This is a genomic window from Cupriavidus sp. AU9028, assembly GCF_019795295.1.
Classification (GTDB): Bacteria; Pseudomonadota; Gammaproteobacteria; order Burkholderiales; family Burkholderiaceae; genus Cupriavidus.
This window is the reverse complement of record NZ_JAIMCG010000011.1, coordinates 39,792-65,932: the sequence shown is the minus strand read 5'-3', so window position 1 is coordinate 65,932 and position 26,141 is coordinate 39,792. Positions and strand designations below refer to the sequence as shown.

The 26,141-nt window shown below is 67.9% G+C and carries 19 protein-coding genes; 16 read left to right on the top strand and 3 right to left on the bottom strand.

Going from position 1 to position 26,141, the window contains the following annotated elements; translation table 11 throughout:
- The first annotated feature begins 355 nt into the window (after positions 1-355).
- From smc to def, 6 genes are all read left to right on the top strand, one after another.
- A complete protein-coding gene (smc, locus tag K6V06_RS13440) occupies positions 356-3,871 on the top strand; it encodes a chromosome segregation protein SMC (RefSeq protein WP_222244155.1) in 3,516 nt (1,171 codons plus the stop codon).
- Between the two features lie 2 nt (positions 3,872-3,873).
- A complete protein-coding gene (locus tag K6V06_RS13435) occupies positions 3,874-5,328 on the top strand; it encodes a cell division protein ZipA C-terminal FtsZ-binding domain-containing protein (protein ID WP_222244153.1) in 1,455 nt (484 codons plus the stop codon).
- A gap of 11 nt (positions 5,329-5,339) precedes the next feature.
- Positions 5,340-7,466: an NAD-dependent DNA ligase LigA gene (gene ligA / locus K6V06_RS13430; RefSeq protein WP_222244151.1), complete on the top strand. Its 2,127-nt coding sequence runs from the start codon at positions 5,340-5,342 to the stop codon at positions 7,464-7,466.
- A gap of 161 nt (positions 7,467-7,627) precedes the next feature.
- Positions 7,628-8,119, top strand: a complete 492-nt coding sequence (locus K6V06_RS13425; protein WP_222244149.1) for a hypothetical protein — start codon at positions 7,628-7,630, stop codon at positions 8,117-8,119.
- Positions 8,120-8,133: 14 nt separating this feature from the next.
- Positions 8,134-8,670 (top strand): hypothetical protein, encoded by a 537-nt coding sequence (locus K6V06_RS13420; RefSeq protein WP_222244147.1) that lies wholly within the window; start codon positions 8,134-8,136, stop codon positions 8,668-8,670.
- Between the two features lie 112 nt (positions 8,671-8,782).
- A complete protein-coding gene (gene def, locus K6V06_RS13415; RefSeq protein WP_222244145.1) occupies positions 8,783-9,316 on the top strand; it encodes a peptide deformylase in 534 nt (177 codons plus the stop codon).
- A 51-nt stretch (positions 9,317-9,367) separates the two neighbouring features.
- Here the strand turns inward: def and K6V06_RS13410 are convergent, their stop codons facing one another.
- The 3 genes from K6V06_RS13410 to map all read right to left on the bottom strand — a co-directional run bounded on the left by K6V06_RS13410 (position 9,368) and on the right by map (position 14,836).
- Positions 9,368-11,269: a pseudouridine synthase gene (locus K6V06_RS13410; protein WP_222244143.1), complete on the bottom strand. Its 1,902-nt coding sequence runs from the start codon at positions 11,267-11,269 to the stop codon at positions 9,368-9,370.
- 24 nt (positions 11,270-11,293) lie between these two features.
- Positions 11,294-13,903 (bottom strand): [protein-PII] uridylyltransferase, encoded by a 2,610-nt coding sequence (locus K6V06_RS13405; protein WP_222244140.1) that lies wholly within the window; start codon positions 13,901-13,903, stop codon positions 11,294-11,296.
- Positions 13,904-14,017: 114 nt separating this feature from the next.
- Positions 14,018-14,836 carry a type I methionyl aminopeptidase gene (gene map / locus K6V06_RS13400; RefSeq protein WP_222244138.1) on the bottom strand — a complete coding sequence of 273 codons (819 nt, stop codon included), beginning with the start codon at positions 14,834-14,836 and terminating at the stop codon, positions 14,018-14,020.
- Between the two features lie 369 nt (positions 14,837-15,205).
- Here map and rpsB point away from each other — a divergent pair, with 369 nt between their 5' ends.
- From rpsB to K6V06_RS13350, 10 genes are all read left to right on the top strand, one after another.
- A complete protein-coding gene (gene rpsB / locus K6V06_RS13395; RefSeq protein ID WP_222244136.1) occupies positions 15,206-15,946 on the top strand; it encodes a 30S ribosomal protein S2 in 741 nt (246 codons plus the stop codon).
- A 256-nt stretch (positions 15,947-16,202) separates the two neighbouring features.
- Entirely contained in the window at positions 16,203-17,081 is an 879-nt protein-coding gene (gene tsf, locus K6V06_RS13390; protein ID WP_222244134.1) for a translation elongation factor Ts, read from the top strand.
- A gap of 275 nt (positions 17,082-17,356) precedes the next feature.
- Complete coding sequence (gene pyrH, locus K6V06_RS13385; protein ID WP_222244132.1) at positions 17,357-18,067, top strand: UMP kinase; 711 nt, start codon at positions 17,357-17,359, stop codon at positions 18,065-18,067.
- Positions 18,068-18,177: 110 nt separating this feature from the next.
- Positions 18,178-18,738 (top strand): ribosome recycling factor, encoded by a 561-nt coding sequence (gene frr, locus K6V06_RS13380; protein ID WP_222244130.1) that lies wholly within the window; start codon positions 18,178-18,180, stop codon positions 18,736-18,738.
- Between the two features lie 57 nt (positions 18,739-18,795).
- Positions 18,796-19,566 (top strand): polyprenyl diphosphate synthase, encoded by a 771-nt coding sequence (gene uppS / locus K6V06_RS13375; RefSeq protein WP_222244128.1) that lies wholly within the window; start codon positions 18,796-18,798, stop codon positions 19,564-19,566.
- Between the two features lie 66 nt (positions 19,567-19,632).
- Positions 19,633-20,454, top strand: coding sequence for a phosphatidate cytidylyltransferase (locus K6V06_RS13370; protein ID WP_222244126.1), 822 nt, complete (start codon positions 19,633-19,635; stop codon positions 20,452-20,454).
- A gap of 40 nt (positions 20,455-20,494) precedes the next feature.
- On the top strand, positions 20,495-21,718 hold the full coding sequence (gene ispC / locus K6V06_RS13365) for a 1-deoxy-D-xylulose-5-phosphate reductoisomerase (protein ID WP_222244125.1): 1,224 nt from the start codon (positions 20,495-20,497) through the stop codon (positions 21,716-21,718).
- A gap of 10 nt (positions 21,719-21,728) precedes the next feature.
- Entirely contained in the window at positions 21,729-23,144 is a 1,416-nt protein-coding gene (rseP, locus tag K6V06_RS13360; RefSeq protein WP_222244124.1) for an RIP metalloprotease RseP, read from the top strand.
- Positions 23,145-23,243: 99 nt separating this feature from the next.
- A complete protein-coding gene (bamA, locus tag K6V06_RS13355; RefSeq protein WP_222244123.1) occupies positions 23,244-25,568 on the top strand; it encodes an outer membrane protein assembly factor BamA in 2,325 nt (774 codons plus the stop codon).
- Between the two features lie 14 nt (positions 25,569-25,582).
- The gene (locus tag K6V06_RS13350) at positions 25,583-26,110 is read left to right on the top strand and encodes an OmpH family outer membrane protein (protein WP_222244122.1); all 528 of its coding nucleotides are present in this window, start codon (positions 25,583-25,585) and stop codon (positions 26,108-26,110) included.
- The last annotated feature ends 31 nt before the right edge of the window (positions 26,111-26,141 follow it).

Sequence of the window (26,141 nt, the reverse complement as noted above, 5' to 3'; positions counted from 1 at the left end):
ACTGGCTGGCAGAAGAACGATAGCGGGCATGGAAGGCCGATGACGAGCCCGGTCGCATGGGACCCTGGCCGGTGTCACGGCAGCAACCCGCCATTATAGTGGATGCAGCCGGCAACACCTCCTTGCGGGCGCGATCACGGCCGGGCGTGGGCTGGCGCGCGTTTCGCGCGTGCCGCAAGGGGGCTGGCGGGGCTGGGCGGCGTCACACCGATGGTATGATTAGCGCGAACTTTGCAGGCGCGGCGTGGCGAGCCCGGCACCTCGAAACCGAGGCCGGCGCAGGGCCGCGGCGCGCCTGTTGCCTTGGGGCGCCGCGCGCGCCTCTGCTGACGGATTCCGACCATTCACGACCACCGTGCGACTGTCTTCGATCAAGCTGGCGGGCTTCAAGTCCTTCGTCGATCCCACCAATTTCCAAGTGCCCGGCCAACTGGTCGGCATCGTCGGTCCCAATGGCTGCGGCAAATCCAACATCATCGATGCGGTGCGCTGGGTACTGGGTGAGTCCCGGGCCTCGGAGCTGCGCGGCGAATCGATGCAGGACGTCATCTTCAATGGCTCGACCGCGCGCAAGGCAGCCGGGCGGGCCAGCGTCGAACTGGTGTTCGACAACGCCGAAGGGCGCGCCGCCGGCCAGTGGAGCCAGTACGCCGAGATCGCCGTCAAGCGCGTGCTGACGCGGGACGGCACCTCGTCCTACTACATCAACAACCAGCCGGTGCGCCGGCGCGACATCCAGGACATCTTCCTGGGCACGGGTCTCGGCCCGCGCGCGTACGCCATCATCGGCCAGGGCATGATTTCGCGCATCATCGAGGCCAAGCCCGACGACATGCGCATCTTCCTCGAGGAAGCGGCCGGCGTGTCGAAGTACAAGGAACGCCGGCGCGAAACCGAGAACCGGCTGTCGGACACGCGCGAGAACCTGACCCGCGTCGAAGACATCCTGCGCGAACTCGGCGCCAACCTGGAAAAGCTGGAAGGGCAGGCCGAAGTGGCGCAGCGCTTCAAGGCGCTGCAGGCCGAGGGCGAGGAGAAGCAGCATCTGCTGTGGCTGCTGCGCAAGCGCGAGGCGCTCGCCGAGCAGGAGCGCCACAAGCGCGCCATCGATCAGGCCCAGGTCGATCTCGAGGCGCAGACCGCGCAGCTGCGTCACGTCGAGGCGGAACTGGAAACGCTGCGCGCCGCCCACTACGCCGCCTCGGACGGCATGCACGCCGCGCAGGGCGCGCTGTACGAGGCCAACGCCGAGGTCAGCAAGCTCGAAGCCGAGATCCGCTTCGTGGTCGAGTCGCGCAATCGCGCGCAGGCGCAGATCGCCGCGCTGACTGCGCAGCGCGAGCAGTGGCAGGGCAAGGCCACCCAGGCCGAGGACGAACTGGCCGCCGCGGAGGAAGAACTGGCGCTGGCCGAGGGCCGCACGGTGCAGGCGCAGGAAGCGCTGGAGCAGCACAGCGACATGCTGCCCACGCTGGAAGCGCAGTGGCGCGAGGCGCAGGCGCTGCTGAACGACCAGCGCGCCAGCATCATGCAGGCCGAGCAGGCGCTGAAGCTGGAGGCGGCGCAACAGCGCAACGCCGACCAGATGCTGCAGCAACTGGAGCAGCGCCGTGAACGGCTGAAGGGCGAGGAGCAGGGGCTGGACCGGCCGGACGAAATCCGGCTCGAGGAACTGCGCGCCGAACTGGCCGAGCAGGAAGCCGTGCTGGAGGAAGCCCAGGCGGCGCTGGCCGACGCCGAGGAGCGGCTGCCGCGACTGGATGCCGAGCGGCGCGAGGCCCAGCAGCGCGTGCAGAGCGAAGCCGCGGCAATCGCCTCGCTCGAGGCGCGCCTGGCCGCGTTGCGCCAGCTGCAGGAAAACGTGCAGAGCGAAGGCAAGGTGCAGCCGTGGCTGGACAAGCATGGCCTGGCCGCGCTGCCGCGGCTCTGGAAAAAGCTGCATATCGAGCCGGGCTGGGAAAACGCGCTTGAAGCGGTGCTGCGCGAAAAACTGGCGGCGCTCGAAGTGTCCAACCTGGACTGGATCCAGGGCCTGCTCGCCGATGCGCCGCCGGCCAAGCTGGCCTTCTTCGCGCCACCGTCGGCCGGCCTGCCGCGCGACCCCGCGCCGGGGCTGCAGCCGCTGATGCGCCTGGTCCGGGTCACCGAGCCGGGCCTGCGCGCCGTGCTGAAGGACTGGCTGGCCGGCGTCTACACCGCCGCCGACATGGCGCAGGCGCTGGCGGGACGCGCCTCGCTGCCGGATGGCGCCACCTTCGTCGTGGCCGATGGCCATCTGATCGACCGCCATTCGATCCATCTCTACGCCGCCGACTCCGAACAGGCCGGCATGCTGGCGCGCGAGCAGGAAATCGAGAACCTGCAGAAGCAGTCGCGGGCCCAGCTGCTGCTGGCCGACGAGGCGCGCAGCCTGGCCAGCCGGGCCGATGCCGCCTACACGCAGGCCAGCCAGTCGCTGACGGAGGCACGCGGGCGCAGCGAGCAGGCCACGCGCCGGGTGCATGCGCTGCAGATGGACGTGCTGAAGCTGTCGCAGGCGATGGACCGGTATTCGGCACGCAGCGGCCAGATCCGCGAAGAACTGGAAGAGATCGCCGCGCAGATCGAGGAGCAGCGCGCGATCAAGGCCGAGTCCGAAGCGAGCTTCGAGCAGCACGACGCCGCGCTGGCGGAGCAGCAGGCCGCGCACGAGGACCAGCAGGTGGCCTTCGAGGCGCTGGATGCGAAGCTGACGTCGGCCCGCCAGCAGCTGCGCGAACTGGAGCGCGCCGCGCAGGAAGCGGTGTTTGCCGAGCGCAACCTCGCCAGCCGGATCGAGGAGCTGCGCCGCAATATCCAGGTCGCGGGCGATCAGGCCGAGCGCATCGCCGAATCGCTGGAGAACGCGCGCGCCGAACTGGAGACGATCAACGAGCAGACCGCGCACACCGGGCTGCAGGACGCGCTGGAAATCCGCGCGCAGAAGGAAGAGGCGCTGTCGGCCGCGCGCATCGAGCTTGACGCGCTGTCGGCGCAACTGCGCCAGCTGGACGAGCAGCGCCTCGGTGCAGAGCGCAGCCTGCAGCCGCTGCGCGACCGCATCACCGAATACCAGCTGAAGGAGCAGGCCGCGCGCCTTGCCCAGGAGCAGTTCGCCGAGCAGCTGAGCGCCGCACAGGTCGACGAGGAGGCGCTGGCGCCCAAGCTGAACGCGGATCTCAAGCCGTCGTACCTGCAAGGCGAGGTGACGCGCCTGAACAACGCGATCAACGCGCTGGGGCCGGTCAATATGGCCGCGCTGGAGGAACTGGCCTCGGCGCGCGAGCGCAAGACGTTCCTCGATGCACAGTCGGCGGACCTGAACGACGCCATCCAGACGCTGGAAGACGCGATCCACAAGATCGACCAGGAAACCCGCGCGCTGCTGCAGGGCACCTTCGACCAGGTCAACCATCATTTCGGCGAGCTGTTCCCCGCGCTGTTCGGCGGTGGCCAGGCGCGCCTGATCATGACCGGCGAGGAAATCCTCGATGCCGGCGTGCAGGTGATGGCGCAGCCGCCGGGCAAGAAGAATTCGACGATCCACTTGCTGTCGGGCGGCGAGAAGGCGCTGACGGCAATCGCGCTGGTGTTCGCCATGTTCCAGCTCAATCCGGCACCGTTCTGCCTGCTGGACGAGGTGGACGCGCCGCTGGACGACGCCAATACCGAACGCTACGCCAACATGGTCGCACGCATGTCCGACAAGACCCAGTTCGTCTTTATCTCGCACAACAAGATCGCCATGGAGATGGCGCACCAGCTGATCGGCGTGACGATGCAGGAGCAGGGCGTCTCGCGCATCGTGGCGGTCGATATGGACGCCGCGGTTTCGATGGCGGAGGCAGCCTGACGATGGACCTCCAGACCGCCCTCGTCATTGCCGGCATTGTTCTGCTGCTGCTGGTCGTGGCCTACAACCAGTGGCAGATCCGCAAGTCGCGCCGCCCGCGCGCGTTGCAGCCCGACGATGACATTCCGCCGATGCGCGAGCCGGTGGTCGGCGACACGGTGAAGCCGGAAGTCAGCGCCAGGCTGCACGACACGCCGCCGCCCCACAATATCGAGCGCAAGGAGCCGACCCTGCCGGTGCCGCCGCTGCCCAGCGGCGACGATCCGGTGCGCGCCGCCGCCGAGGCGGGCGCCGCCAGCTTCGCGCCTGACGAGGCGCTGGCCGGCGAGGCCGCCGACGGCGTCGTGCAGGCGCGTCATGGCGCCGCCACGCCGTCTGCCCAGGAAGCGGCAGGACATGCGCGTGGGAACCCGGACGCCACCCCCGATGCGGCCGATGCGGCCACGGCGGGGGGCGGCGCAACCGACCGGACCGGCGGCGCCCTGGAAACGGCCGCTGCCGACGTGACGCGTCAACCGACGAGCGCCGCCGCGGCGGCGCCGGCGAGCGTCCCTGCGGCGGCACCCACGGTCGCGGCTGCGCCGGCACCCCAGGCCCCCGACACCATTGCCGACGGCCAGCCGCGGCCGGCCACCATCGATCCGCTGATCGATTGCATCGTGCCGCTGCATCTGGAGCGCAAGGCGTCCGGCGACCGCATCCTGCCGCTGACCGGACGGCTGCGCCGCGCCGGTACCAAGCAGGTGCATCTGGAAGGGCTGCACGAAGCGTCGAACGCCTGGGAGCCGGTCACCGCCGGTCACCAGTACGAGGACCTGCAGGTCGCCGTGCAGCTGGCCAATCGCTCCGGCCCGCTCAACGCGCTCGAGTTCTCCGAATTCGTCAATGCCGTCGAGGCGCTGGCCGAGGCGCTGGACGCCTCGGTCGAACTGCCCGACATGACGGAGACCGTCGGCAATGCGCGCGAGCTCGACAACTTCGCGGCCGCCAGCGATGTGCAGCTCGGCGTCAACGTGATTTCCGACGGCGCGCCGTGGTCGGCGGCCTATGTGCAGAGCATTGCCACCCAGGACGGCCTGGTGCTGTCGCGCGATGGCACGCGGTTCACGCGCTACCACGCCGGCCCCGACGGCGTGCAGCGTCCGCTGTTCACCCTGCAGTTCGGCGACACCAACTTCCTGCGTGACGACCTGACGGTGAAGGCCGGGCAGCAGATCACGCTGCTGCTCGACGTCGCGGTGGCCGCGCAGTCGGTGCGGCCCTTCAAGACCATGTGCGAGTACGGCAACAGCCTGGCCGAGCGGATGGGCGCGCAACTGGTCGACGACAACCTGCGTCCGCTCACCGAGTCCTCGTTCGTCGCCATCTTCCAGCAACTGCAGGCGCTCTACGACAAGCTCGAGGCACGCGGCATGCCCGCCGGGTCGCCGGTGGCGCTGCGGCTGTTCAGCAACTGAAGGCGGTTTCGATGTCTGCCAAGAAGACCGTGGGGGCCGCCGGCGAGGCGGCCCGGCCCGACAATTCCGCCGAGAAACCGGACGATCCGGTGGCGCGCGTGGACTGGCTGCGCGAGCAGATCGAGCACCACAACTACCAGTATTACGTACTGGACGCGCCCAGCATTCCCGACGCCGATTACGACGCGCTGTTCCGGGAGCTGCAGGCGCTCGAGCGCGACCATCCGGAGCTGCTGACGCCCGAATCGCCGACCCAGCGGGTGGGCGGGCAGCCGTTGTCCGCCTTCGCCACGGTGCGTCACCGCATGCCGATGCTGTCGTTGAACAACGGCTTCGACGATGACGACGTGATCGGCTTCGACCGGCGCTGCCGGCAGGGCCTCGGGCGCGGCGCGGCCAGCGAGGGACCGGACGATCTGTTTTCCGCCGCCGACGCGGTCGAATACGCCTGCGAACTGAAGTTCGACGGTCTCGCGATGTCGCTGCGCTACGAAGGCGGCCGGCTGGTGCAGGCCGCCACGCGCGGCGACGGCGAGACCGGCGAGGATGTCACCGCCAATGTGCGCACCATCAAGGCGATTCCGCTGAAGCTGAAGGCGGGCGCGCCGGAGGTGATCGAGGTGCGCGGCGAGGTCTTCATGTTCCGCCGGGACTTCGACAGGCTCAATGCGCGGCAGGCCGAGGCCGGCGAAAAGACCTTCGTCAATCCGCGCAACGCGGCCGCGGGCAGCCTGCGGCAGCTCGATCCGCGCATCACCGCGCGCCGTCCGCTGTCGTTCTTCGCCTATGGCATCGGCGAACTGGTTGGTGCCGAGCGGCCCGCCACCCATGCCAGCGTGCTGGACTGGTTCGCGCGGCTGGGGCTGCCGGTCTGCAAGGAGCGCGACGTGGTACACGGCGCCCGGGGACTGCTGGACTTCTACCGTGCCGTCGGCGCGAGGCGCGACAGCCTGCCGTACGACATCGACGGCGTCGTCTACAAGGTCAACGCACTGGCCGAGCAGGAGCGGCTGGGATTCGTCTCGCGCGCGCCGCGCTTTGCGCTCGCGCACAAGTTTCCCGCGCAGGAGATGACTACCGTGGTGGAGGACATCGAGGTGCAGGTTGGGCGCACCGGTGCCATCACCCCGGTGGCGCGCCTGGCGCCGGTCTTCGTCGGCGGCGTGACTGTGACCAACGCGACCTTGCACAACGAGGACGAGGTCCGCCGCAAGGACGTGCATATTGGCGACACCGTGATCGTGCGCCGTGCGGGCGACGTGATTCCGGAAGTGGTCGCAGTGGTTCCCGAACGGCGCCCCGCGCACGCGCGCGCCTTCGTCATGCCAACCGCCTGCCCGGTCTGTGGCTCGCATATCGAACGGCTGGAGGGCGAAGCCGTGGCGCGCTGCACGGGTGGGCTGATCTGCGCCGCGCAGCGCAAGCAGGCGCTGCTGCATTTTGCCCAGCGCCGGGCGATGGACATCGAGGGCCTGGGCGAGAAGGTGGTCGACCAGCTGGTGGAGCAGGGCATCGTGCGCACGCCGGCCGATCTGTACAAGCTCGGCGTGGCCAAGCTTGCCGCGCTGGAGCGGATGGCGGACAAGTCGGCGGCCAACCTGGTCGCCGCGATCGATGCGTCGCGCCAGACCACGCTGGCCCGCTTCATCTACGCGCTTGGCATCCGCCACGTCGGCGAGGCCACCGCGCGCGATCTCGCCCGGCACTTCGGCTCGCTCGACGCGCTGCTGGCGGCGGACGAGGCCGCGCTGCTGCAGGTCAACGACGTCGGTCCGGTGGTGGCGCAATCGATCGCCAGTTTCCTCGCCGAGGCCCATAACGTCGAGAGCATCGAGCAGCTGCGCGCCGCCGGCGTGCACTGGCCCGAGAGCGAGCCGGCCGCCGATGCGCAGGCGGCCGACGACGCGCCGCTGGCCGGCAAGACCTTCGTGCTGACCGGCACCTTGCCGACCATGTCGCGCGAGGAGGCCAAGGAACGGCTGGAAGCGGCGGGCGCCAAGGTGGCCGGCTCGGTATCGAAGAAGACCGACTACGTGGTCGCCGGCGAGGAGGCGGGCAGCAAGCTGGACAAGGCCCTGGCACTGGGTGTGCCGGTGCTCGACGAGGCAGCCATGCGGGCGATGCTGCCGGGGGATTGACCAGGCGCAGCCGTGCGACGGGAATCGCAAGCCGCCCGCAAGGGCGGCTTTTCGTTTTTCAGCGCTTGCTTGCCAGGAAAGCCGCGGCGCAGCGGCGGCCCATGGGGAAGCGCCGCGTCGCCAAATATGCTCTGGCTTCCATCCTCAACCAGGAGATGACCATGGGTTATGACGTCGCTTCCTCTTCCTCCAACCCGCAGCTCCGCAAGGGGCGTTGGGATGCACTGGAGAAGGAGCTGCTGCCGTTCGCCAGCCGCATCACCAATCGCCCGGACGAAACCCACGATACGTTCCTGTCCTTCGGCGGGAGCGGGAAAGTGCACGTGGTCTGGCGCCGGGAGCGCATTCACCCGACGTGGGCGCAGCAGCTGTACAAGCGCATCGTCTGCCGGCTCAACCGCAACCGCTACGAGGGCTGCGTCCGCCAGGTCCCTTGCATTCGGGTCACCATGCCGAAGGAGACCTCGCGAAGCTGGCAGCAACGGCTCGTCCGCCGGCTATGGGACAGCTTCAAGCTGTCCAAGCGCCAGGCCATTGGCCGGCGCCTGTTCGAGTCCCGCGAAGCGGCCGTGGAGCGACGCTTGCGCGAGCATGTGGCGCAGGCGATGGCAGGGCAGCGGCGGCGCTACGTCGGTGTGCCGGGCGTGCTGTAGTCGCGGGACCGGCCATGATCGTGCTGAAGAACGGCATGCTGTTGCTGACGCCACGGCCCGGCAGCGGCCAGGCCGCGGCGCGCATCCGTGAACGCGAAATCGGGGAGCAAATCGACGACTGGCAGGCGGTTCAGGCGGGACTCGCTGCGCTCGATGAGCGCATCGCCCTCGCTGGCGATCGATGCCAGAGATGCCGATTCACGCTGCAGCGCATGCAGTTCCGGCTCGAGTGGACGCCATGCGGCCAGCTGAGCTGGGGCAGGCATCTGCTGGCCAGGCTGCGCTGCCTGCTGCTGCGTCATCATGGCCGGCTCGTCCTGCGCGTGGCGGGTGAGGAGGGCCGAGGCCCGCCGCCGAGAGACGCGGCCGCCCGTGCGTGCATCCGCAAGGTGATTCGGGCTGCGGCACGCGTGCGACGCCGGCGCCAGTTCCCGCGGACGGGCACGCCGGAGCCGCCTGGCCTGCATTGCCCGGACGTCGAAAGGGTGTTCGGTGAGCCCGCACGGCAACCGTACTGGCGGTGGCTGCGGTTGCACCGCGCGCGGGCCTGAACCGCCCGGGCGGCCGGCGTTGGGGGCACCAGCGGGAAGGGCGGACGCGTCGCTATAATGGCCGCCATGGCATGCCGGCAAGCCGTGCCGGCATGCCGCTCAAGGAAAGCCCATGATTCGCGACATTCTCAAGATGGGCGACCCGCGTCTGCTGCAGGTTGCCCGGCCCGTCGAACGCTTCAATACGCCGGAGCTGCGCACGCTGATCGAGGACATGTTCGACACGATGGAGCATGCCAATGGTGCCGGGCTGGCTGCACCGCAGATCGGCGTGGACCTCCAGGTGGTGATCTTCGGTTTCGAGCGCAACCCCCGCTACCCGCACGCACCCCAGGTGCCCAAGACGGTGCTGATCAACCCCGAATTGACTCCGCTGTCCGACGAGATGGAGGACGGCTGGGAGGGCTGCCTGTCGGTGCCGGGGCTGCGCGGCATGGTGCCGCGCCACACCAGCCTGCGCTACAGCGGCCATGACCTGATGGGCCAGCGTATCGAACGCGTCGCCGAGGGGTTCCACGCGCGCGTCGTGCAGCATGAGTGCGACCACTTGCGCGGCATCCTTTACCCGATGCGGGTCAAGGATTTCTCCCGCTTCGGCTTTACCGACGTGCTGTTTCCCGATCTGGACCCGCAGTCGGACGACTGATGGGCGGTAACGACCAGCCCGGGCATCGGCGCCCGGGCCGGATCGACTGCGTCAGAACTTCTCGAACGGACCGAGGAAGCGCCACTGGCCGACCGGGAGGTCGCCCAGCACGATGCGGCCCATGCGCACGCGCTTCAGGCCGACCACCTTCAGGCCCACCTGTTCGCACATCCGGCGGATCTGGCGCTTCTTGCCTTCGCGCAGCACGAAGCGCAACTGCTCTTCGTTCTGCCAGCTGACCTTGGCCGGCTTCAGCGCCTCGCCGTCCAGCGACAGGCCGTGGCGCAGCAGTTCGAGCCGCTCGGCGGGGAAGACCGCCGAGATGTTGCGCTCCACTGGGCCGCCCGGTGCATCCTCCCAGACCACCCGCACCAGGTACTCCTTCTCGACGCCCGAATCTTCGCCGATCAGATGGCGCGCGATACGGCCGTCCTGCGTCAGCACCAGCAGACCCGTCGAATCGATATCGAGACGCCCGGCGGGGGCCAGGCCCTTGTGCTGCCAAGGCGCGAAGCGCTTGCGGGTCGGGTCCTGCTCCCACTGGTTCTCGGCCTTGAACAACGCCGCGGCCGGCTGATAGCCTTCCTCGGCCTGGCCGGAGACATAGCCGACCGGCTTGTGCAGCAGCACCGTGACCCGCTCGCCCTGCTCGGAGCGGGCCGCCTGCAGGATCTCGATTGTGGCGTCGGGCCGCACGCGCGTGCCGAGTTCGGTGACGGGTTTGCCATCGACCAGCACCCAGCCGCGCGGAATCCACTCGTCCGCTTCTCGCCGCGAGCAAAGGCCGAGTTCGGACATCCGCTTGGACAGCCGGACCATGCCGTCATCGGCGCCACCGGCGCCATGTTCCTGCGTCATGCGCGCGCCTGCCGCATGCGTGCCGGAGGGGGGACGCGCCGGACTGCGAACGCCGCCTGCGTCGTGGCCGGAGCCACTCTTCGGCGAGCGACCCATGCCCTCGCCGAAGGTGGCGCGAGCCGGACGCACCTCGCCGCGCGCGCGTGGCGGACGTTGTTGCTGTCCGCTGCGCTGGGGGGCACCGTCGTCGAACCGGCGCGGCCGATCGCCGCCGCGCGGCGCATCGTCACCGAAGCGGCGGGGGCGGTCGCCGCCGCGGGGCGCATCCTCACCGAAGCGGCGTGGCCGGTCGCCGCCGCGGGGAGCGCCATCATTGAAGCGGCGTGGCCGGTCGCCACCCCGTGGTGCGTCGCCATCGAATCGACGCGGCCGGTCGCCGCCGCGGGGAGCGCCATCATTGAATCGGCGTGGCCGGTCGCCACCCCGTGGTGCGTCGCCATCGAATCGACGCGGCCGGTCGCCGCCACGCGGTGCGTCGCCATCGAATCGACGCGGGCGGTCGGCGCCACGCGGTGCGTCGCCATCGAATCGACGCGGCCGATCGCCGCCACGCGGTGCGTCGCCATCGAATCGACGCGGGCGGTCGGCGCCTCGTGGCGCGTCGTCACCGAATCGGCGAGGCCGGTCGCCGCCTCGTGGCGCGTCGCCGTCGAACCGGCGTGGGCGGTCGCCGCCCCGCGGCGCATCCTTGTCGAAGCGGCGGGGACGATCGCCACCGCGCATGTCATCTCCGGTCCGGCGTGGCCGATCCCCGCCGCGAGGCCCATCCTCGCCGAAGCGGCGCGGCCGATCGCCGCCGCGCGGCGCGTCGTCACCGAAGCGTCGCGGCCGATCTCCGCCGCGCGGGGAATCGTTGCCGGCCGCCGGCGCCGGGCGGCCGCCGCGCAGGGAAGGGCCGGCACCGGCGTTGCGTGCCGGCTTGCCGGCGACGTGGTCGCGCTGCAGTACCGCCTTGACCCGTTCGGCGACGGTCTGCACCTGCCTGCGATTGAGGTCCGACACGCGCAGCGGCCGGCCGGATTTGCGCGCGGGAGCGCCGCCGCCGGCGGGCTTGAGTCCGAGGGTCTTGCGCTTGGGGGAAGAGTCTTGCGTCATCTGTTTTGAGTCGGGGCGCCGATATCAGATATCGAGCACCGCGAGCAGGTCCTGTTCCAGCTGGATTTCGAGCCGATTGTCGGCCGCCAGGCGGCTGCCGTCGACCACGAACATGTCCTCGACACGTTCGCCCAGCGTATTGATGCGAGCGGTATGAACCGATACGCGATGCCGGCCCAGCACACGCGCGATGGCGTACAGCAGGCCGGTGCGGTCATTGGCCGACAGCGACAGCAGGAAATACTGGCCGCGCTCGTCGGGCCGCAGGTCCACGCGCGGCTTGATCGGGAAGCTGCGCGACTGGCGCGACAACCGGCCCGGGGAAGGTTCCGGCAGCGGCGCCTGCTGCAGCAGCCGCTCGCATAGCTCGTGTTCGACCAGCGCGATGATGTCGCGATAGTTGACGCGGGCGCCGGTCGGGTTGTTCGGATCGATCACCTGGAAGGTATCGAGTGCGTAGCCATGCCTGGTGGTGTGGATCTTGGCTTCCTGGATCGAGAAGCTCTTGCGTTCGAAGTACCCGCAGATGCGGGCAAACAGGTCCGGCTGATCCTTGGCGTAGACCGCCACCTGCAGCCCTTCGCCCGCCGGAGAGATCCGCGCCTTGACGACCGGCCGTGCACTGTCGACCTGGTCGGCCAGGTGCCGCGACAGCCAGGCGATATCGCGCGCGTCGTGGCGCAGGAAGAAGGCGACATCCAGCCGGTCCCACAGCGCCTGCGCCCGCGCGGGGTCGAAGGCCTGCAGCCGCAGCCCGGCGATGGTCTCCTCGCGCCGCTGCGCCCATAGCGAATGCGGATCGACGCGCGCGCCGCCGAGCACGCGCAGCGTGATGCGGTACAGGTCCTCGAGCAGCTTGCCCTTCCAGGCATTCCACACCTTGGGGCTGGTGCCGCGGATATCGGCCACCGTCAACAGATAGAGCGCGGTCAGGTAGCGCTCGCTGCCGACTACCTTCGCGAAGGCGTTGATCACGTCGGGATCGGTGATGTCCTGCTTCTGCGCGACCTGGCTCATGGTCAGGTGGTGCTCGACCAGCCAGGCGATCAGTTCGGTGTCCTCGCGCGCGATGCCATGCTGGCGGCAGAAGCGCCGCGCGTCGCCGGTGCCCAGCTTCGAGTGGTCGCCGCCTCGTCCCTTGGCGATGTCGTGGAACAGCGCCGCCAGCCACAGCACCCACGGCTTGTCGAAGTTCGCCATCAGCTGGCTGCAGAAGGGGAACTCGTGCGTGTGCTCGACGATGGCGAAGCGCCGCATGTTGCGCACCACCATCAGGATGTGCTGGTCCACCGTATAGACGTGGAACAGGTCGTGCTGCATCTGCCCGACGATGCGGCGGAAGTTGACCAGATAGCGGCCCAGCACGCTGGTCTGGTTCATCAGGCGCAGCGCGTGGGTAATGCCCTGCGGTTCCTGGATGATCGCGAGAAACTGCTGGCGGTTGACCGGATCGCTGCGCCAGCGGGCGTCCATCAGGTTGCGTGCGTTATACAGCCCCCGCAGCGTGCGCGGCGACAGTCCCTTGACGCCGGGAGTGCGTTCGTACACCAGGAAGGTTTCGAGAATCGCGTGCGGGCATTGCTCGTACAGATCGTCGCTGGTGATCTCCAGCATGCCCTGGCGCTCGACGAAGCGCGCATTGATCTGGCGCGTCACCTGCGACTCGCTCGGGAACAGCATCGCCTCGATGTTCAGCAGCAGCACGCTGTTCAACTGGGTCACCGCCTTGGCGGCCCAGTAATAGCGCCGCATCAGCTGTTCGCTGGCGCGCTTGTTGTTGTTCTGCCGGTAGCCGAAGGCCTCGGCCAGCGCCGTCTGCAGGTCGAACACCAGCACGTCCTGACGGCGCCCCGCCAGCAGGTGCAGCCGGGCGCGGATGGTCTTGAGCAGGCGCTCGTTGCGCGCCAGCTCCAGCGCCTCACGCTCGGTCAGCAGCCCTTTCTCGCGCAACTCCTTCCAGCTGGCGCCATAGCCTGCGGCGCGCGTCATCCACAGGATCACCTGCAGGTCGCGCAGCCCGCCCGGGCTCTCCTTGCAGTTCGGCTCCAGCGCGTACGGCGTGTCCTGATACTTGGCATGGCGCTGGCGCATCTCCAGCAGCTTGGCCTGGAAGAAGCCGCGCGGATCCAGTTCGGCGAGATAGCGCGCGCGCATGTCGTCGAACAGTGCCCGGTTGCCGGTCAGCAGGCGCGCTTCCAGCAATGCGGTGCGGATGGTGACGTCCTGCCGCGCCTCGCGCAGGCAGTCCTCGGTGGTGCGCACCGACGAGCCGATTTCGAGCCCGAGGTCCCAGCACAGGCCGATGAATCTCTCCAGCCGCTCGACAGTGTCCCGCTCCGGCGCGGCCGGCAGCAGCAACAGCACGTCCACATCCGAGTGCGGAAACAGTTCGCCGCGCCCGTAGCCGCCCACCGCCACCAGCGCGGAGTCGGCAGGCAGGCCGAGGCCATGCCAGCATTCGACCAGGGCGGTATCCACCGCCTGCCCGGTGCGGGCGAGCAGCGAGGCGACCGCGCCGCCGGCCGTGAAGGCTTCGCACAGCGATTGCTTGGTCGCCTTGAGCCGGTCGCGGACGCGGCTGGCCAGCAGCAGTTCCGGGGAGGTGTCGATGGCGGGGGAGGGCAGGGCGGGCATGGCGGTGCCTGGGTCTGGGCGAGGGTACGACCGAAGGTGGGTGCGGGCGTGGTTCCACGAGGGGACCGGGCCGCCTGCACAAACGACAGGGGCGCCGTCTGGCGCCCCGTCTCGTCAGGCCGGAACCGTGTCGGTGATGAACGCGGGCGGCGCCTGCGTGCCGGCCGATACCGTCAGCACTTCGTATCCGGTGTCGGTCACCAGCACCGTATGCTCCCACTGCGCCGACAGGCTGCGGTCGCGCGTCTTGACGGTCCAGTGGTCGGGCATGGTGCGGATGTCGCGCTTGCCGGCATTGATCATCGGCTCGATCGTGAAGATCATGCCCGCCTGCAGTTCCATGCCGGTGCCGGGCCTGCCGTAGTGCAGGATCTGCGGGTCCTCGTGAAAGTTCTTGCCGATGCCGTGGCCGCAGTATTCGCGCACCACGCTGTAGCCGGCCGCTTCCGCATGCTGCTGGATCACGTGGCCGATGTCCCCGAGCCGTGCGCCGGGGCGCACCTGGGCGATGCCCTTCCACATGCACTCGAAGGTCACTTGCGCCAGTCGCCTGGCGAGAATCGAACCTTCGCCGACGATGAACATCCGGCTGGTGTCGCCGTAATAGCCTTCCTTGGTAATGACGGTGATGTCCAGGTTTACCGCATCGCCGTTCTTCAGCACCCGGTCGCCCGGAATGCCGTGGCAGATCACGTCGTTGACCGAGGTGCAGATCGCGCCCGGGAAGGGCGGGTAGCCCGGAGGGGCATAATTCAGCGGCGCCGGCACCGTGCCTTGCACGTCGCGCATGTAGGCATGGCACAGCCGGTCCAGTTCGCCGGTGGTCACGCCCGGTTTGACGAAGGGCGTGATGTAGTCGAGGACTTCGGAAGCCAGGCGGCAGGCGACACGCATCTGCGCGATGTCTTCTGGGGTCTTGATATGGGTGCTCATGCTGTAATGCGGAGTGACGGGCGGCCGCAGCCGCGCGTGCAGATTGCAAAACGGGATTATCGCATTATCGGGCGGTGCTGGCATCCTGCGCTCCCTTCCAGAAGCGGTGTGTTGTTCACAAGTTGGGCGCAGACGCACCCGCTGGGCGGCTGGCAGGCGACTTGCGGGAGGTGACTTGAGTCTCCGATCGGATGTTGCTACAATCGCGGGCTCACCTGGAACCGTCGGCAATGGTGCCGGCGGCGCTGGTGGGGCGGTGCCGCGACTCGTTTGCCGCGGCACCGCTGAATCGCAAGTCCGTCCATCCGGGGTGTTCCCTTGCGGGAATGTCTGGGCGGGCTTAAGACCCAACCCTCGTGGAGAATTCAGATGTCCATCACCATGCGTGAAATGCTGGAAGCCGGTTGCCACTTTGGCCACCAGACCCGCTTCTGGAACCCGAAGATGGCACCGTACATTTTCGGCCATCGCAACAAGATTCACATCATCAACCTGGAAAAGACGCTGCCGATGTTCCAGGACGCACTGAAGTACGTGCGTCAGCTGGCAGCGAACCGCGGCACCATCCTGTTCGTCGGCACCAAGCGCCAGTCGCGCGAGATCCTGGCCGAGGAAGCAGGCCGTGCCGGCATGCCCTACGTCGACGCCCGCTGGCTCGGCGGCATGCTGACCAACTTCAAGACGGTCAAGATCTCGATCAAGCGCCTGAAGGACATGGAAGCCGCCAAGGAAGCCGGCGCGCTGGAAACCATGAGCAAGAAGGAAGCGCTGATGTTCGAGCGCGAGATGGAAAAGCTGGAAAAGTCCATCGGCGGCATCAAGGACATGGGCGGCATTCCGGACGCCATCTTCGTGGTCGACGTCGGCTATCACAAGATTGCCGTGACCGAAGCCAACAAGCTGGGCATCCCCGTGATCGGCGTGGTCGATACCAACCACACCCCGGACGGCATCGACTACGTGATCCCGGGTAACGACGACTCGAGCAAGGCCGTGGCGCTGTACGTGCGCGGCGTTGCCGACGCGATCCTGGAAGGCCGCGCCAACGCGGTGCAGGACGTGGTGGAAGCCGCTCGCGGCGACGACTTCGTCGAAGTCGAAGAGGCCTGAGGCCCCGCGGCCAGAGGACCCCGACGCCAGACGCAATCACATGGCACGAGCCGGCCGGTCTGACCGGCGCGGCACCAGGGCCGGGGTCCTGGCCAACAGAAGGGGGCGACATCGTGCGCCCCCTTTTTTTGAATCGTTGTCATCCGCGGCCGGCATCATGGCGGCGGGTGACGGTAGGCACCACTCGGACTGCCGTGGGCGCGCATCGGACCGCGATGTCGCGCTGACGGCGGCGTGAACCAACAAGGAGTGACAAATGGCGGCTATTACCGCAAGCATGGTTGCTGAACTGCGCGCAAAGACCGACGCGCCCATGATGGAGTGCAAGAAGGCCCTGACCGAAGCCGACGGCGACCTGGCCAAGGCCGAGGAACTGCTGCGCGTCAAGCTGGGCAGCAAGGCCAGCAAGGCGGCCTCGCGCGTGACCGCCGAAGGCGTGGTTGCCACCTTCATCGACGGCACCACCGGTGCGCTGGTCGAGCTGAACTGCGAAACCGACTTCGTGTCGAAGAACGACGACTTCCTGGCCTTCTCCGCCAAGGTCGCCGAGCTGGTCGCCAAGGAAAGCCCGGCTGACGTGGCTGCGCTGTCGGCGCTGCCGCTGGACGGCAAGACCGTGGACGAAGTGCGCTCGGCGCTGATCGGCAAGATCGGCGAGAACATGACGATCCGCCGTTTCGTCCGTTACGCCAACGGCGGCAAGCTGGCCTCGTACCTGCACGGCACGCGTATCGGCGTGATGGTCGAGTTCGACGGCGACGACGTTGCCGCCAAGGACGTCGCCATGCACATCGCCGCGATGAAGCCGGTGTCGCTGTCGGCCGCCGACGTGCCGGCCGAGCTGATTGCCAAGGAGCGCAGCATCGCCGAGCAGAAGGCCGCCGAGTCGGGCAAGCCGGCCGAGATCGTCGCGAAGATGGTCGAGGGTTCGGTGCAGAAGTACCTGAAGGAAGTCTCGCTGCTGAACCAGACGTTCGTGAAGAACGACAAGCAGACCGTCGAGCAGATGCTGAAGGCCGCCAACACCACCGTCAAGGGTTTCACCCTGTACGTGGTCGGCGAAGGCATCGAGAAGCGTCAGGACGACTTCGCTGCCGAAGTGGCGGCTCAGGTCGCCGCTGCGCAAAAGGGCTGATCGCCTGGCGGGAGGCTGGCGCACGAAAGTGCCGGATGGCCCGCCGTATAATCCCGAGGGGCACCGCAAGGTGCCCCTTGGCGCAAGTAGAGACAGGGATGCGTGTGGCGCTGCCGTTCGCATGCCTGCGAAAGCCCGCTTTCGCCGTCGTCCGCCAGCACCGGCACTCCCCGGCGGCTCCAGCGCGGGCGACGGGGAAAGCCGGCTTGGCCCCGGCAGCGCCGCTGCCCGGGGCGAGGCCGGGATTGAAATCTCGAACCAGCCCGAGGGTGAATATGCCAGCCTACAAGCGTGTCCTTCTGAAACTGTCCGGTGAAGCCCTGATGGGCGACGATGCCTTCGGCATCAACCGGTCCACCATCGAGGGCATGGTCAACGACATCGCCGAGATCGTCCGGCTCGGCGTGCAGGTGGCGGTAGTCATCGGCGGCGGCAATATCTTCCGCGGTGTCGCGGGCGGCGCCGCTGGCATGGACCGCGCCACCGCCGACTACATGGGCATGCTGGCCACCATGATGAACGCGCTGGCGTTGCAGGACGCCATGCGCCACGCCAATATCGAGGGCCGGGTCCAGTCGGCGCTGCGCATGGACCAGGTGGTGGAGCCCTACATCCGCCCCCGCGCCATCCGCCAGCTCGAAGAGGGCAAGGTCGTGATCTTCGCCGCCGGCACCGGCAACCCGTTCTTCACCACCGACACCGCCGCCGCACTGCGCGGCTCGGAAATCGGTGCCGAGGTGGTGCTCAAGGCCACCAAGGTCGACGGCGTCTATACCGCCGATCCCAAGAAGGATCCGAGCGCGACGCGCTACTCGACCATCAGCTTCGACGAGGCGATTTCGCGCAACCTGCAGGTGATGGACGCGACCGCCTTCGCGCTGTGCCGGGACCAGAAGCTGCCCATCCGCGTGTTCTCCATCGTCAAGCCTGGCGCGCTCAAGCGGGTGATCCTGGGCGAGGACGAAGGTACGCTGGTACACGTTTGAAGCGCCGGCCGCGGCTCGCGACGGTAGCGGGCCCGCTGGCACAAGGTAGAATGATCCGTTTTTCGGCCCCGCGTGACGGGGTCATCGCATTCAGCATTCCGGAGGTTATGATGAGCGTCGCCGACATCAAGAAGAGCGCCGAGCAGAAGATGCAGAAGACGATCGAAGCGTTCAAGGCCGATCTGGCCAAGATCCGCACCGGTCGCGCGCATACCGGCCTGCTCGACCACATTCAGGTCGATTACTATGGTTCGATGGTGCCGATCAGCCAGGTGGCCAACATTGGCCTGGGCGATGCCCGCACCATCACCGTGCAGCCGTGGGAAAAGAAGATGGTCGGCGCCGTCGAGAAGGCGATCCGCGATTCGGACCTGGGTCTGAACCCGGCGACGATGGGCGAAGTCATCCGCGTGCCGATGCCCCCGCTGACCGAGGAGCGCCGCAAGGAGCTGATCAAGGTGGTCAAGGGCGAGGCGGAAGGCGCCAAGGTTGCGGTGCGGAATCTGCGCCGCGACGCGAACGAGCAGTTCAAGAAACTGGTCAAGGACAAGAGCATTTCCGAGGACGACGAGCGCCGCGGCCAGGATGAGGTGCAGAAGCTGACCGACAAATATGTCGCCGAGATCGACAAGCTGGTCGCCGACAAGGACAAGGAGATCATGACGGTCTGAGGCCATTGCGGCCGCCCGCCTGATGGCGGCCGCGACGGCACTACCGTCTCCAACATCATGCACATCAGTTCCACACTCGCCATCCCCGAAACTGGCTACGTTCCCAACCACGTCGCAATCATCATGGACGGCAACGGGCGCTGGGCCACGCAACGGCATCTGCCCCGGGTCGCCGGCCATAGCCGCGGACTGGACGCCGTGCGCGCGGTGGTCGAGGCGTGCGCGGTGCGTGGTGTCCGCTACCTGACGCTGTTCGCCTTCAGTTCGGAGAACTGGCGGCGTCCGGCCGACGAGGTGTCTTTCCTGATGCGGCTGTTCATGATGTCGCTGCGCCGGGAAGTCGTGAAGATGCACGCCAACAATATCCGGCTGAAGGTGGTCGGCGACCTTGGCCGCTTCAGCCCTCGCATCCAGCAGCTGATCGCCGACGCCGAGCGGCGCACGGCGGCCAATACCGGCCTGACGGTGACCATCGCCGCCAACTATGGCGGCCGCTGGGATCTGCTGCAGGCGGTGCAGAAAATGCTGCTGCGCGCGCCGATGATCGATCCGTCGACCATCGACGAGGCCGCGCTGGCGCCGCATCTGGCGATGGCCTATGCGCCCGAGCCGGACCTCTTCATCCGTACCGGGGGCGAGCAGCGCATCAGCAATTTCCTGCTGTGGCAGCTCGCCTATACCGAACTGTATTTCACCGACGTGTTCTGGCCCGACTTCGATGCCGCCGAGCTGGACAAGGCGTTTTCGTCGTACCGTCAGCGCGAGCGCCGCTTCGGCCGGACCAGTGCCCAGGTGGTCGCGCCCAATGGGCTGTCGGGCACGGCCTGATCGGCTTGCCCGGATGTTGCTTCCCCCGCGTTCCTTCCAACCGCCAACTGACAGGACCCGTAGCGCATGCTTCTGACCCGAGTGATTACCGCACTGTGCCTGTTGCTGCTGATCCTGCCGATCCTGTTCCTGGCGCCACCGGTGGCGCTGGCCGGACTGATGGCGGTGATCGTCGCGCTGGCCGGTTGGGAATTCGGGCGGCTGCTTGGCCTGCGCGGCATTGCACCGTTGCTGTATGCGCTGGCCTGCGTGATCGCGCTGATCCTGTGGCATGACCTGCCGAGCCGCCACGCCATCCTGTGGCTGCTGCAGGCCTCGGTGGCGGCATGGATCGTCGCCGCCTTGCTGCTGGCGCGCGGCGTGCGCAAGACCACGCCGCTGTTCGCGCTGATTGCCGGCGTGCTCGGTCTGCTGGTGCTTCCCGCGTTTGCCCACGCCGCGATGGTGCTGCGCGGGCTCGGCGTCGGCGTGCTGCTGTCGGCCGCCGCACTGGTCTGGGCCGCCGACGTCGGCGCCTATTTCGTCGGCAAGGCAGTGGGGCGGCGCAAGCTGGCGCCGTCGATCAGCCCCGGCAAGTCCTGGGAGGGCGCCATCGGTGGCTGGGCGCTGGCGCTGGCCGTGGCGCTCGGGCTGGCGGTGACCACCGCGCTGTCGCCGACCTGGTTCAGCCGGATCGCCGACCACGCGGGGCTGCTGACCCTGGTGGCGCTGACCACGCTGATGGTGGTTGCCAGTGTGGTCGGCGACCTGTTCGAGTCGCTGCTCAAGCGCCAGGCCGGCAAGAAGGACAGCAGCCGCCTGCTGCCCGGACACGGCGGCGTGCTGGACCGTATCGACGCGCTGCTACCGGTGCTGCCGCTGGCGGCGCTGTTCGCGCTATATCTTTGAACTGACCTTGCCGTCCGCTGATTTCCAGACGCCGTCTTCCATGCGTCGCATCACCGTCCTCGGTGCCACCGGGTCCATCGGCGAAAGCACGCTGGACGTGGTTCGCCGCCATCCGGACCGCTATGCCATCCATGCGTTGACGGCGCATCGTCAGGTCGACAAGCTGGCTGCGCAGTGCATCGAGTTCCGGCCGGCGCGGACCGTGGTCGCCGATGCCGGCGCGGCAGCCGAACTGCGCGGGAAGCTGGCTGCCGCAGGCATCGCCACCGACGTGCTGCACGGCGAAGCCGCGCTCGAGGCAGTGGCAACCGACGCCGAAGCCGATACCGTGATGGCCGCCATCGTCGGCGCGGCGGGGCTGCGCCCGACCCTGGCCGCCGCGCGTGCGGGCAAGCGCGTGCTGCTGGCCAACAAGGAAGCGCTGGTGATGTCCGGGGCGATCTTCATGGATGCGGTGCGCGAGCACGGCGCCACGCTGCTGCCCATCGACAGCGAGCACAACGCGATCTTCCAGTGCCTGCCCAACGACGATCCGCGCTACGGCGCCGGCGTTTCCCGGGTGGTGCTGACCGCTTCCGGCGGGCCGTTTCGCACCCGCGACCCGGCCACCTTGCACGACATCACGCCCGACCAGGCATGCGCGCATCCCAACTGGGTGATGGGCCGCAAGATCTCCGTCGATTCGGCGACGATGATGAACAAGGGCCTCGAAGTCATCGAGGCGCACTGGCTGTTCGCGGCGCCGGCCGACCGCATCGAGGTCCTGATCCACCCGCAGAGCATCGTGCATTCGATGGTCGCCTACGCCGACGGCTCGGTGCTGGCGCAGCTGGGCAACCCGGACATGCGCACCCCCATCGCCTACGGCCTTGCGTGGCCGGAGCGGGTCGACGCCGGCGTCTCCGCGCTGGACCTTGCCCTGGCCGGCACGCTGACCTTCGAAACGCCCGATCTGACGCGTTTTCCCTGCCTGGCGCTGGCCTTCGATGCCTTGCGCGCCGGCGGCATCGCGCCGGCGGTGCTCAATGCCGCCAACGAAGTCGCAGTCGAGCGCTTCCTGCAGGGCGCCATTCGCTTCACCGATATCGCCGGCATCGTCGCGCGCGTGCTGGAGCGCAGCCCGGCGCAGCCCGCCGATTCGCTGGATACCGTACTGGAAGCCGACCGGCACGCGCGCCAGCTGGCCACGGCACTGGTCTCCGGTGGCGCCGGCCGTCCGGCCGCCTCGCAGGGATTGCCCCAGGGCGCGCACATACCAGGCTGAGCCCGTACCGATGCAAACCCTCCTCGCCTTCATCGTCGCCCTTGGCATCCTGATCTACGTGCACGAGATGGGCCATTACCTCGCCGCACGGGCGTGCGGCGTCAAGGTACTGCGTTTTTCCATCGGTTTCGGCCGTCCGCTGCTGCGCTGGGTGTCGCGGCATCCGGATCGTACCGAGTGGACCATCGCGGCGATCCCGCTGGGCGGCTACGTCAAGATGCTGGACGAGCGCGATCCCGAACGCGATCCGGCGGTCGACGCCCGCGATCTGCATCGTTCGTTCAATCGCCAGCCGGTCGGCAAGCGCTTTGTCATCGTCGCCGCCGGTCCGATCGCCAATTTCCTGCTGGCGGTGGTGCTGTATTTCGTACTGTTCGCCGGTGGCATGCAGGAGCCCGCGCCGGTGCTGGCCGCGCCGGCTGCCGGCAGCGTGGCGGCGACGGCCGGCGTGCGCGAGGGCGACCGCGTGCTGTCGCTGCAGGCCGAGGGCGAGACGGAAGCCGAACCCGTGCGCTCCTGGAACGACCTGCGCATGGCGGTGATCGAGCAGGGCTTCGGCGATGCCAGCGCGGTGCTCAACGTGCGGGGCGTCGATGGGCGCGAGCGCGCGCTGACGCTGCCGCGCCTGCCGGAAACCGGCGACGATCCGCGCGCCGATCCGCTCGCGACGCTCGGCCTTGCGCTCAAGGGCGGGCCGGTGTCGATCCGCGAGGTGCTGCCCGGGTCCGCGGCCGAGCAGGCCGGGCTGCGCGCGGGGGATCGCGTGCTGGCATGGCAGGGCGAGCCCGTATCGCAGGCATCGCAGCTGATCCGGCTGGTGCGCGCGAGCCCCGATGCACAGGTGACGATGGAGATCGAACGCGACGGCCAGCGGCTGTCGGTACCGGTCCGTGTCCAGGCCGATGCGGCGCAGGCCGGCGCCAGCGCGAGTGCGGCGGGTGGGGGCCTTGGGGCTGCAGTGGGCAACGGCAAGCTGGGCGCGGCCCTGACGCAGGCCGTGGAGATGGAAACCGTGCGCGACACGCCGGTGCGGGCGTTGTTGCGGGCGGGCGCGCAGGTATGGGATACCAGCGTGCTGTCGCTGCGCCTGCTGGGGCGGATGCTGATCGGCCAGGCCTCGCTCGAGAACCTGAGCGGACCGCTGACGGTGGCCGACTATGCCGGCAAGGCGGCGGGCCTCGGATGGCAGCCTTTCATCAGCTTTCTGGCGCTTGTCAGCGTGAGCCTGGGGGTGCTGAATTTGTTACCCGTTCCGGTATTGGACGGGGGGCATTTGCTGTATTATTGCGTTGAATTTTTGACCGGCCGGCCCGTTCCAGACCACTGGCAGGCCGTCCTGCAGAAGGTCGGCATCGCCTGCATCTTGCTCTTGACTTCGCTCGCCTTGTTCAATGACGTCAGCCGCCTCTTCCTGGCGCGCAGCTAGAATCCGGCGCGCGGGGCGAGGCGATCATGGTGCCGGCACCGCGGTGCCGCGACCCGTCGCCAGGTCCCGCCTTCGCGAAGCATCAGAGCCAAATCCTGCATGGAATCAACGAGGGGATCAAGATTGATCAGACATAAGCGCATCTCGCTTGGCGTGCTGGCGAGTGCCATCATCGCGGCCTGGACGCCTGCAGCCCAGGCCGCGGATCCATTTGTGGTCCGGGATATCCGGGTGGAAGGCCTGCAACGGGTCGAACCCGGTACGGTGTTCGGCTACCTCCCTGTAAAGGTAGGCGAGACCTTCACCGACGACAAGGGCGCCGACGCGATTCGCGCGCTCTATAACACCGGCTTCTTCAAGGACGTGCAGATCCGCGCCGAGGACGGTGTGCTGGTCGTGCAGGTGGAGGAGCGCCCGGGCATCTCGCAGCTCGAGTTCGTCGGCATCAAGGAGTTCGACAAGGACACCCTGCGCCGTTCGCTGCGAGCCGTCGGCGTGGCCGAAGCGCGTTACTACGACCGCGCGCTGATCGACAAGGCCGAGCAGGAACTGAAGCGGCAGTACGTCTCGCGCGGCTACTATGCCGCCGAGGTGCAGACCACGGTGACGCCGGTTGACCGCAACCGCGTCTCGGTCGTTTTCAACGTCGACGAAGGCCCGATCGCCAAGATCCGCCAGATCAATATCGTCGGCAACAAGGCGTTCAAGGAAAGCACGCTGCGTGACGAGATGCAATTGTCGACGCCCAACTGGCTTTCCTGGTACACCAAGAACGACCTGTATTCCAAGCAGAAGCTGACCGCCGACCTGGAGTCGCTGCGCTCCTTCTACCTGAACCGCGGTTACCTCGAGTTCGCCATCGAATCGACCCAGGTGTCGATCACGCCGGACAAGAAGGACATCTACCTGACGCTGAACATCAAGGAAGGCGAACAGTACAAGGTGTCCGACATCCGGCTGGCTGGCGAACTGCTGGGCAAGCAGGAGGAGATGGAGAAGCTGCTGACGCTGAAGAAGGGCGAGGTCTTCTCGTCCGAGAAGCTGACGCAGAGCACCAAGGCCATCACCGACCTGATGGGGACCTACGGCTACGCCTTCACCACCATCAATCCGCAGCCGCAGATCAACCGCGAGACGCGTGAAGTCGCGCTGACGCTGATGGTCGATCCGGGTCGCCGCGTCTACGTGCGCCGCGTCAATGTGGTCGGCAACAGCAAGACGCGCGACGAGGTGGTGCGCCGCGAGATGCGGCAGATGGAAAGCTCGTGGTTCGACAGCGAGAAGCTGCAGCAGTCGCAGGCGCGGATCAACCGGACCGGCTACTTCACCGATACCAATATCACCACCGAGGACGTGCCGGGCGCGCCCGACCAGGTGGACGTGAACGTCAACGTCACCGAGAAGCCGACCGGGCAGATCAGCCTGGGCATGGGCTTCTCGTCGACCGACAAGCTGGTGCTGCAGGCCGGCCTGCGGCAGGACAACGTGTTCGGCTCCGGCACCAGCCTGGGCCTGGACGTCAACACCGCCAAGTCGTTCCGTACCATCGCGCTGACGCAGTACGATCCGTACTTCACCGTGGACGGCATCAGCCGCTCGACCGATATCTACTATCGGACGTCGCGCCCGCTGTACTACATCGGCGATACCAACTACCGCATCGTCTCGACCGGCGGCAGCTTCAAGTTCGGCGTGCCGTTCTCGGAGAACGACACGGTGTTCTTCGGTATCGGCTACGAGCGTACCGAGCTGACCGTGACCGACCAGACGCCGATCCAGTACCAGAACTGGGTCCGCGAGAACGGCGACGTCACCAACAACTTCCCGTTCACGGTGGGTTGGGCGCGCGACCGCCGCGACAGCGCACTGATCCCGACCAAGGGCCCGTACACCCAGGCCAACCTGGAAGTGGGTCTGCCGGGCATCGGCGACACGTCGTACTACCGCGCCACCGTGCAGCAGCAGTACTACTACCCGATCTCCAAGGCATTCACGCTGGCGTTGAACGGCGAAATCGCCTATGGTCGCGGCTTCGGCGGCAAGGACTACCCGGTCTTCAAGTACTTCTACGCCGGCGGTATCGGCTCGGTCCGGGGCTACCAGACCAGCTCGCTGGGTCCGAAGGACCAGTATGGCCGTGCCCAGGGCGGCGCCTCGAAGATGATCGGTAACGTCGAGTTCATCTTCCCGCTGCCGGGCTCCGGCGTGGACCGTACGCTGCGCCTGTTTACGTTCTTTGACTTCGGTAACGTGTACCAGGAAGGCGAGACCCCGACCTTCAGCGACCTGAAGTACTCCACCGGTCTCGGCATGTCGTGGCTGTCGCCGATCGGCCCGCTGAAGGTCAGCGTGGGCTTCCCGCTGAAGCAGGAAGAGGGCGATCGTACCCAGCGCTTCCAGTTCCAGATCGGTACCGCGTTCTGATAAAGGATCGATTGATGAAAACCCCATCCCGCATCATCCAGACCCTGCTCGTCGCCGCGGGGACGGCCGGGGCCCTGGCCACCGCCACGCCCGCGCTCGCCCAGGAAGCGCGCATCGCGGCGGTGAATTCGGAGCGCATCCTGCGCGATTCCCAGCCGGCCAAGCAGGCGCAGGTCAAGCTGGAGCAGGAGTTCTCCCGCCGCGATCGCGAGCTGCAGGACATGGCCCAGAAGATCAAGGGCCTGGCCGACCGGCTCGACAAGGACACCGCCGTGCTGGCCGATGCCGACCGCCAGCGCCGCCAGCGCGAACTGGCCGACCTGGACCGCGAGTTCCAGCGCAAGCAGCGCGAGTTCCGCGAGGACCTGAACCAGCGCCGCAACGAGGAGCTGGCTCAGGTGCTGGAGCGCGCCAACCGCGTGATCCGGCAGCTGGCCGAGCAGCGCAAGTACGACCTGATCGTGCAGGAAGCGGTCTACGTCAACCCCCGCATCGACATTACCGACGATGTGATGAAGGCTCTGAACGCGGGCGGCAAGTAAGCCGCTGCGCGTCCCGTCTTTCAAGGAAGTA

What these genes read in the sequence shown, in the direction of transcription:
- K6V06_RS13405 (WP_222244140.1), bottom strand. Translation starts at nt 13,903, where the DNA reads ATGCCCGCCCTGCCCTCCCCCGCCATCGACACCTCCCCGGAACTGCTG.
- K6V06_RS13370 (WP_222244126.1), top strand. Translation starts at nt 19,633, where the DNA reads ATGCTTCTGACCCGAGTGATTACCGCACTGTGCCTGTTGCTGCTGATC.
- K6V06_RS13420 (WP_222244147.1), top strand. Translation starts at nt 8,134, where the DNA reads ATGATCGTGCTGAAGAACGGCATGCTGTTGCTGACGCCACGGCCCGGC.
- rpsB (WP_222244136.1), top strand. Translation starts at nt 15,206, where the DNA reads ATGTCCATCACCATGCGTGAAATGCTGGAAGCCGGTTGCCACTTTGGC.
- K6V06_RS13435 (WP_222244153.1), top strand. Translation starts at nt 3,874, where the DNA reads ATGGACCTCCAGACCGCCCTCGTCATTGCCGGCATTGTTCTGCTGCTG.
- frr (WP_222244130.1), top strand. Translation starts at nt 18,178, where the DNA reads ATGAGCGTCGCCGACATCAAGAAGAGCGCCGAGCAGAAGATGCAGAAG.
- K6V06_RS13410 (WP_222244143.1), bottom strand. Translation starts at nt 11,269, where the DNA reads ATGACGCAAGACTCTTCCCCCAAGCGCAAGACCCTCGGACTCAAGCCC.
- map (WP_222244138.1), bottom strand. Translation starts at nt 14,836, where the DNA reads ATGAGCACCCATATCAAGACCCCAGAAGACATCGCGCAGATGCGTGTC.
- ligA (WP_222244151.1), top strand. Translation starts at nt 5,340, where the DNA reads ATGTCTGCCAAGAAGACCGTGGGGGCCGCCGGCGAGGCGGCCCGGCCC.
- def (WP_222244145.1), top strand. Translation starts at nt 8,783, where the DNA reads ATGATTCGCGACATTCTCAAGATGGGCGACCCGCGTCTGCTGCAGGTT.
- pyrH (WP_222244132.1), top strand. Translation starts at nt 17,357, where the DNA reads ATGCCAGCCTACAAGCGTGTCCTTCTGAAACTGTCCGGTGAAGCCCTG.
- K6V06_RS13350 (WP_222244122.1), top strand. Translation starts at nt 25,583, where the DNA reads ATGAAAACCCCATCCCGCATCATCCAGACCCTGCTCGTCGCCGCGGGG.
- bamA (WP_222244123.1), top strand. Translation starts at nt 23,244, where the DNA reads ATGGAATCAACGAGGGGATCAAGATTGATCAGACATAAGCGCATCTCG.
- rseP (WP_222244124.1), top strand. Translation starts at nt 21,729, where the DNA reads ATGCAAACCCTCCTCGCCTTCATCGTCGCCCTTGGCATCCTGATCTAC.
- tsf (WP_222244134.1), top strand. Translation starts at nt 16,203, where the DNA reads ATGGCGGCTATTACCGCAAGCATGGTTGCTGAACTGCGCGCAAAGACC.
- ispC (WP_222244125.1), top strand. Translation starts at nt 20,495, where the DNA reads ATGCGTCGCATCACCGTCCTCGGTGCCACCGGGTCCATCGGCGAAAGC.
- uppS (WP_222244128.1), top strand. Translation starts at nt 18,796, where the DNA reads ATGCACATCAGTTCCACACTCGCCATCCCCGAAACTGGCTACGTTCCC.
- K6V06_RS13425 (WP_222244149.1), top strand. Translation starts at nt 7,628, where the DNA reads ATGGGTTATGACGTCGCTTCCTCTTCCTCCAACCCGCAGCTCCGCAAG.